This window comes from Actinobaculum sp. oral taxon 183 str. F0552, assembly GCF_000466165.1.
In the GTDB taxonomy this organism is placed as follows: domain Bacteria; phylum Actinomycetota; class Actinomycetes; order Actinomycetales; family Actinomycetaceae; genus Peptidiphaga.
Genome location: NZ_KE951423.1, coordinates 12,346 through 19,699 on the forward strand (window position 1 = coordinate 12,346; position 7,354 = coordinate 19,699).

Consider the following 7,354-nt stretch of genomic DNA (forward strand, 5'->3'; position numbering starts at 1 on the left):
CGGCCTGGGGCGCGACCTCGCCTCGACGCTCGCGGCCGGGCCGGCCCGCCGCATCGTCCTCGTCTCCTGCGACCCCGCGGCCATGGCCAGGGACGTGGCCGCCATGCACGAGGCGGGCCGCGTCGTGACCGGCTTCGACGCCGTCGACCTCTTCCCGAACACGCACCACTTCGAGTGCGTGACCGTCCTGGACCGCCCCGCGAGCTGACCGGCCGGCGGCGTCGGCGCGGCCACCGCCTCGCCTCCGGACGGGCGAAGCGCCGGGGAAGGGCCGGGCGACGGAGCTCTGCAGCGCTCGTCTCCGTCCGGCCGCGCCCCGCCCGCCGCGGGAATGACGGCGCGCCGTGCGGCGTTCGACCTGGTGCTGCGCGAACGATCGCCCGGCGGACACCGACGGAAGGAACCCTACAATGGCAGAGACCGAACACTTCGACATCGTCGTCGTAGGCGGCGGGAAAGCAGGCAAATCACTGGCGATGCTCCGCGCAGGGCTCGGAGACAGCGTCCTGATGGTCGAGCGCGACAAAGTGGGCGGCACGTGCATCAACGTCGCCTGCATCCCCACGAAGACCCTCGTGACGAGCGCGCGCAGGCTTGACGAGGTCCGCACCGCGGCCGGCTACGGCGTGGCGGTCGACGGCGCCGACCTGGCCGACGCCCGCATCGACCTGGACGCGCTGCGCGCACGAAAAGAGGGCGTCGTCGGCGCGATGGTCGCCGCCCACGAGAGGATGTTCGACGCCCCCGGCCTCGACTTCGTGCGGGGAACGGCCCGATTCACCGGCCCGAAGACCGTCGAGATCGCCCTCGACGGCGGCGGCGTCCGCACCGTCGAAGGCGACAGGGTCCTCATCAACACCGGGACGGCCCCCGCCGTGCCCGCCATCCCCGGACTGGCGGACGCCGACTACTGGACGAGCGAGGACCTCCTGCGCCTCACCGAGATCCCCGACAGCCTACTCGTCTTGGGCGGGGGAGTGGTCGGCGTGGAGATGGCCTCCATGATGGCCGGCTTCGGTTCGCGCGTCACCCTCATCGAGGGCGGCGAGCACATCCTGGGCCGCGAGGACGCGGACGTGGCCGCCGAGGTCGCCGAGAACCTCCGCGGGCAAGGGGTTGCGATCGTCACCGGCGAGCGCGCCGCCGGCGTCCAATCCGACGGCGACGGCGTGACGGTGACCACCGGCGCCGGCCGCTACACGGCCGACCGCCTGCTCGTCGCCCTGGGCCGCACGCCCGTCACGACGGGTCTGGGCCTGGAGGCCGCCGGCGTCGAGCTGACCGACCGCGGCTTCGTCAAGGTCGACTCCCGCCTGCGCACGAGCGTCCCGGGCGTCTACGCCGCCGGCGACGTGGCCGGCTCCCCCCAGTTCACGCACGTCTCCTGGAACGACTTCCGCGTCCTGCGCGACGCCTTCGCCGGCCGGGACGCCACAACGGAGGGCCGCCTCGTCCCCTGGGCGGTGTTCACCACCCCCGAGCTCGGACGCGTGGGCATGGGCGAGGACGAGGCCCGCGCCGCCGGCCGGGCCGTCCGGGTCGCCAAAGCCCCCACCGCGGCGGTGCCGCGGGCCAAGACCCTCGGCCAGACCCGCGGGTTCTACAAGGTCGTCGTCGACGCCGAGACCGACCGGATCCTGGGCGCCGCCGTCATCGGGGACGGGGCGAGCGAAGTCGTCGCGTCCGTCCAGATGGCCATGCTCGGCGGCCTGACCTGGCAGCGGGTCCGCGACGCCGTCATCGCCCACCCGACGATGGCCGAGGGGCTGAACATCGTCCTGGACGCCATGCCCGGCTGACCCCCCTCGGACGAGTCCGAAGCGCCCGGGAAGCCCGCGCGGTCGCCCGCGTCGCCTTCCCGGGCTGCCAGGCCGCCGGCCGGTCGCCTTCCCGGGCCGCCCGCTCGCGGTCGGGCCTTCGCGCATCCCCCGGATTGCCGCGGGGACGCGCCCACCCGGTAAGATGATGCCGATCGTGAGGAGGTAATCGGATGGGCTTGATCGACCGGATCGCTGGACCGGAGGACCTCAAGGCGCTCCCCGGGCCGCGGCTGCCGGAGCTGGCCGAGGAAATCCGGGCCTTCCTCGTCGAGAACGTGTCGAAGACGGGCGGCCACCTGGGCCCCAACCTCGGCGTGGTCGAGCTGACCATCGCGCTGCACCGCGTCTTCGACTCCCCGTCGGACGCCATCCTCTTCGACACCGGCCACCAGTCCTACGTCCACAAGATCCTCACCGGACGCCACGATTTCTCCGCGCTCCGCAGGGAAGGCGGGCTGTCGGGCTATCCCTCGCGCGCGGAGTCGGCCCACGACGTCGTCGAGAACTCCCACGCGACCACCGCCCTCTCGTGGGCCGACGGGATCGCGCGGGGATTCCAGCTCTCCGGCCAGACGGGCCGCCGCGCCGTCGCCGTCGTCGGAGACGGCGCGATGACGGGCGGGATGGCCTGGGAGGCCCTCAACAACATCGCGGAGGACTCCGACCGCCCCCTCGTCGTCGTCATCAACGACAACGACCGCTCCTACGCCCCGACCGTGGGAGGGCTCGTCCGCAAATTCGACCCCGTCCGCCGCCTCGACTCGATCCGGCTGTCTAAGAGCTACGAGGCCTTCCTCGACTGGACGAAGCGCACGCTCCGGGACGCGGGCCCCCCGGGACGCATGGCCTACGGCGCGCTCCACTCGATCAAGAAGGGCGTGAAGGACATCTTCGTCGACGCGGGCATCTTCGACTCCCTCGGCCTGAAGTACATCGGCCCGATCGACGGGCACAACCTCGACGACCTGATCGAGGCCCTGACGCTGGCCAGGGACTACGGCGGCCCGGTCGTCGTCCACGCGATCACCGAGAAGGGACGCGGCTACGAGCCCGCCGAACGCGACGTCCACGACCGGTTCCACGCGATCGGGGCCATCCATCCCGAGACGGGCCTGCCCATCGCCCCCGAGCGCTTCGGGTGGACCAGCGTCTTCGCCCGGGAGATCGCCCGCATCGCCCGCGCCGACCCGACGGTGGTGGGCATAACCGCCGCGATGACGCGCCCCGTCGGCCTGGGGCGGTTCGCCGACGAGTTCCCCGACAGGGTCATCGACGTCGGTATCGCCGAACAGCACGCGATGACGATGGCGGCGGGTCTGGCCAGGGCCGGCATGCGGCCGGTGCTCGCCCTGTACTCCACGTTCATGAACCGCGGATTCGACCAGTTGATCATGGACGTGGCGCTCCACCGCGAGCCGGTGACCGTCGTGCTCGACCGGGCCGGGATCACGGGCGACGACGGCGCCTCCCACAACGGCGTGTGGGACCTGTCGATCGCAGCCATGGTGCCCGGCCTGCGCACGGCCGCCCCGCGCGACGGCGAGGAGCTCGCCGCCCTTCTGCGGGAGGCTCTGGCCCACGACGGCCCTGCCCTCCTGCGCTACCCGAAGGGCGCCCTGCCCGAGCCGATCCCCGCGCTCTCATCGCACTCCTGGGGGGACGTCCTGTTCTCCGGCGAGAGGCCGGAGGTGGCCGTCGTCGCCGTCGGATCCATGGTTCCCGTCGCGCTGGAGGCGGCCGGCCGCAGCGACGTCCCCGTCCGCGTCCTCGACCCGCGGTGGGCGTTGCCCGTCGCCGACGGCCTGGTGGACGAACTGATGAGCGGCTACCGCGGCGTGGTCACGGTCGAGGACGGGCTCGTCGACGGCGGCGTCGGATCCGAGATAGCCCTGGCCCTCGCACGCGCGGGCTACACCGGGGGGCAGGCCCACATCGGCGTGCGCCGGGAGTTCCTCGACCACCGCACGCGCGCCTCGGCCCTCGCCCGCGAAGGCATGACGGCCGACGACGTCCTGTCCGGGATATCGGCCGCCGGCCGGGCGGACGGCCCCGCGCTGCTCCGTCCGAGGGGCGCCCGGAGCGCCTGAAGGGCTCCGCCGCTCAGCGGGCCCCGCGCTGCACGGCGGAGACGATCGCCTGGCCGACGTTCTCGATCTGCCACGGCCGGGCGCCGAGCGCGGCGAGGAGGATCGGGATCTGCTCGGGGTGCGCCCACCCCTCCCACGCCAGCTCGCGCTGATAGGCGGGCTTGAGGAGGAGCTCCTGGCGTATCCCCAGATCGTCGGCGCGCGCCAGGACGGCCGTGCGCACCACCCGCCACCGCTGCGCGGCCTGCGGATTCGTCCGCTCCCAGTTGCGCACCGCGGGGTAGGGCGCCTCTCCCTCGTGGAACTGCCGCTCGGGGAGGGCGTCGCCGTCCAGGGCCCACGCCCCCTCCACGGCAGCCCACCACACGTCGACGTCCTTGCGGCGTATGCGGGACTGCAGGAGGGGCGAACGCTCGACGTCGCTGCGCGAACGGGGCTTGCGGGCGGCGAGTTCGGCCATCACCTTCGACGGGAGCACCCGTTCGGGGGCCAGATCGCGGTCCTTGGCGAGCCCGTCCCTGGCGTCCCACAGGGCCGCCAGCATGCCGAGCGCCCTGCGATCCCTGACCCCGACCTGGCGCGCTGCCTTCCTCCAGGGTTGGGCGCGCGGCGGCTTCGGCTCGCGCAGGCGGATCTCCTCGCACTCCTCGTGCAGCCACTCCAGCCGCCCGGCCGCCCGGAGCATGGACATGAGAGCGTTGCGCAGCTCCAGGAGGAGTTCGACGTCCAACGCCGCATAGGCGCGCAGCTCCGGGCCGAGGGGCCGCTGGCTCCAGTCGGCCATCGAATGCTCCTTGGCGAGCCCGTACCCGAGGATCTCCGCGATCTCGGCCTGGAGGGAGACCCGCTCCAGGCCCAGGAGGATCCCCGCGACCTCGGTGTCGAAGACGTCCGGCGGATTCAAGCCGATCTCGCGCAGAGACGGCAGGTCCTGATCCGCCGCGTGGAGGATCCACTGGTCGGCGGCGAGCGCCTCGGCCAGCGGTCCGAGGCGGTCCTCGATCCCCACGGGGTCGATCAGGAACGTCCCCGCCCCCTCGCGCCGGATCTGGACGAGGTAGGCGCGAGCCGAGTAGCGGATGCCCATGGCCCGCTCGGTGTCGATGGAGAACGGCCCGTGCCCCGCCGTCAGCGCGGCGACGGCGTCGTCGATGTCCTCGTGGGTGACGTCGGGGATCCCCTCCCGAGGCACGTCGAGCGGCTCGATGTCGACGGCGTCGGGCGTCACACGACCTCGATGCGCCGGGGAAGACTTGTCACGCCCTCGGGATCGAGACCGCAGACCATGCCCGCGAATTCCGCCCACGCAGTCAGATGCGCGGACACGTCCGCGCTCGCGGGAGTCCACGAGGCGCGCACCTCCAAGTCGATCGCCGAGCTGGCAAGGTATAGACCTCCGAAAGTCTCATTGTAATTGCGGGTCACGGTTCCACTGAGATTGTAGAAGTCGGCCGAATGCGCTTGAAGCGCCTCGCCGAGCCACGCCCAGGCTACCTCGCCGAGCAGCGGATCGCCGCCCATATCGGAGTCCACGGGTGCGTTCGTGAACGTGACGACCCTCATGGTCCCATCCCAGGCGGGTTGGCCCTCCGGATCGTATAGCAACACGAAACGCGTGTTCCCGCGGTAGAAATCCGGGTCGAGCTTCAAGGAGTCGTTGACTTCCGCCTGCAGTGCGACCGCCCAGGGGGCGATCTTCGCCGGCGGCGGTATCTGACTGATGTGGAGTTCTCGTCTGAAGGCGTGACCCCTGAGAGAGTCGAGCGCCGTCAAGAACTCGGCTGGCGCTTCGATTCTCGGCACGCCGTCTACCATAGCCGCATCGGGGCGCCCACGGGTCGAAAGCCACGCCGTGGGGCGCGGTACGCTACTGGCATGACGCGAAGCAGATTCGAAGACACGGGCGCCGGTTTCGAACGGTTGGCGCGGCAGGCGGGAGTCGACCTCCCCCTCGAACAGACCTCGGCATGGGACGGATTCGACGGCGCGATCGAAGGCCGTGAGCCTTGGCACAAACTCGTCTGGTGCGTCGACGGCGCGCCCCGGGCGTTCATCGCCCTGACGAAAATGCGAGGCCGCGGATTCACCTATCTGTGGGCCAAGCACGGCCCGGTCTGGACCGCTCCGCAGCCCACTGCTGCCGAGGAGTCGGCGTTCCGCTCGGATCTGGTCAGACTCGTCGCGGGCCTGGACCGCTCCGCAGTCTTCGTCCGCCTGCACGCCGCCCACCGGGCCGCCGACCTGAACGAGCTCCTCCAGTCGGTGACCTTCGACAGAACGGTCGTGCTCGACCTGACGGCCGGCGAGGACGCCCTGATGGCGGGGATGAAGAAACGCGGCAGGCGCGACGTGCGCAAGGCCCTGCGGGACGCCAGCCTCGTCGCCGCGGAGGAGACGGAGCGGGCCGCCGAGGTCTTCCCCGAGCTGTACGAACTGCTCGTGGAGACGGGGGCCAGGGACTCGTTCGGCATCTCCGAGAGATCCGTGTACGAGAGCATGCTCGCCTCCCTGGGGCCCGAGCACTGCCGCCTCTACACCGTCAGGCGCGACGGACGGCCTCTGTGCTGGGGGATCGTGACGACGACCTCCACCCAGGCGACCTACTACTACGCGGCGTCCAACGAGGAGGGCCGCAAGGCCGGCGCCCCCGACCTCCTCGTGTGGTCGATGGCGTCTTTCCTGCGCTCCGACGGCGTGCGGTCCTTCGACCTCATGGGCATCGACTCCGACCGCGCCCCCCAGTTGGCGGGCGTGAGGGGGTTCAAGACCAAGTTCAGCGAAAACGTCGTCGACGTGGCCGGCGCCTGGGACGTGCCCGTCCACCCGCTCCGATACAGGATCCTCGTCGCCGCCCTCGCGGCCAAGCGGGGACTCCTGGCCAGGCTCCGCTCGCGCTGAGAGGTCCAGACAACCTTCGCCCTCCTATGCCTCGCCTGGGGCCAGGCTCCGCTCGCGCTGAGAGGTCCAGACAACCTTCGCCCTCCTATGCCTCGCCTGGGGCCAGGCTCCGCTCGCGCTGAGAGGCCGCCGACACCCCTGTCCCGCGGGCGGGCCGCTCGCGTCGCTCAGCCTATGCCTGCGCGGAGCGCACCGGACTCGGCTGCGCCGGGAGCACCGTCCTAGCCGTCCCATGCCTGCGCGGAGTCCGCCACCGAGCCGCCGTTGCGAGCCGGGCGATCCCGCCGCCAGTGGGAGGTTGCCTGCGACCTCCCACTGCCTTCCGAGGCTGCCCAGAGCGCGGCGAAGGGAGCGGCGGCGCCGGACCCGGTGGAGCGGATCCGGCGCCGTAGTCGGCTATTCGGGGCCCTGCGGGGATGCCTCCGGGCGGGACGGCTTCGCGGCGGGGCCCTCACCGCCGCGTCTCGTCCCGTCGGCGCCGTGCCCGCGGGCATGCCTCCTCGGCCTCGGCTCGGGGGCCTCTCGGGTCCCCTCGGCGGTCGGCGAGCC

The 7,354-nt window shown here is 72.1% G+C and carries 5 protein-coding genes and 1 pseudogene; 4 read left to right on the forward strand and 2 right to left on the reverse strand.

The features are described 5' to 3' along the window. The 3 genes and pseudogenes from HMPREF0043_RS11045 to dxs form a co-directional block, all read left to right on the forward strand. Positions 1 to 208, forward strand: a pseudogene (locus HMPREF0043_RS11045) (class I SAM-dependent RNA methyltransferase); the annotation flags it as partial. Positions 209 to 410: 202 nt separating this feature from the next. Next, positions 411 to 1,799, forward strand: coding sequence for a dihydrolipoyl dehydrogenase family protein (locus tag HMPREF0043_RS04760; RefSeq protein WP_021601775.1), 1,389 nt, complete (start codon positions 411 to 413; stop codon positions 1,797 to 1,799). 191 nt (positions 1,800 to 1,990) lie between these two features. Further along, complete coding sequence (dxs, locus tag HMPREF0043_RS04765; RefSeq protein WP_021601776.1) at positions 1,991 to 3,907, forward strand: 1-deoxy-D-xylulose-5-phosphate synthase; 1,917 nt, start codon at positions 1,991 to 1,993, stop codon at positions 3,905 to 3,907. Between the two features lie 13 nt (positions 3,908 to 3,920). Here dxs and HMPREF0043_RS04770 read toward each other — a convergent pair whose 3' ends face one another. After that, a complete protein-coding gene (locus tag HMPREF0043_RS04770) occupies positions 3,921 to 5,135 on the reverse strand; it encodes an HRDC domain-containing protein (RefSeq protein ID WP_021601777.1) in 1,215 nt (404 codons plus the stop codon). Next, positions 5,132 to 5,710 carry a DUF3000 domain-containing protein gene (locus tag HMPREF0043_RS04775; protein WP_084432190.1) on the reverse strand — a complete coding sequence of 193 codons (579 nt, stop codon included), beginning with the start codon at positions 5,708 to 5,710 and terminating at the stop codon, positions 5,132 to 5,134. The genes HMPREF0043_RS04770 and HMPREF0043_RS04775 overlap by 4 nt, the downstream gene beginning before the upstream one ends. 72 nt (positions 5,711 to 5,782) lie before the next feature. Between HMPREF0043_RS04775 and HMPREF0043_RS04780 the strand changes: the two genes are divergently transcribed. Further along, entirely contained in the window at positions 5,783 to 6,805 is a 1,023-nt protein-coding gene (locus tag HMPREF0043_RS04780; protein ID WP_021601779.1) for a lipid II:glycine glycyltransferase FemX, read from the forward strand. The last annotated feature ends 549 nt before the right edge of the window (positions 6,806 to 7,354 follow it).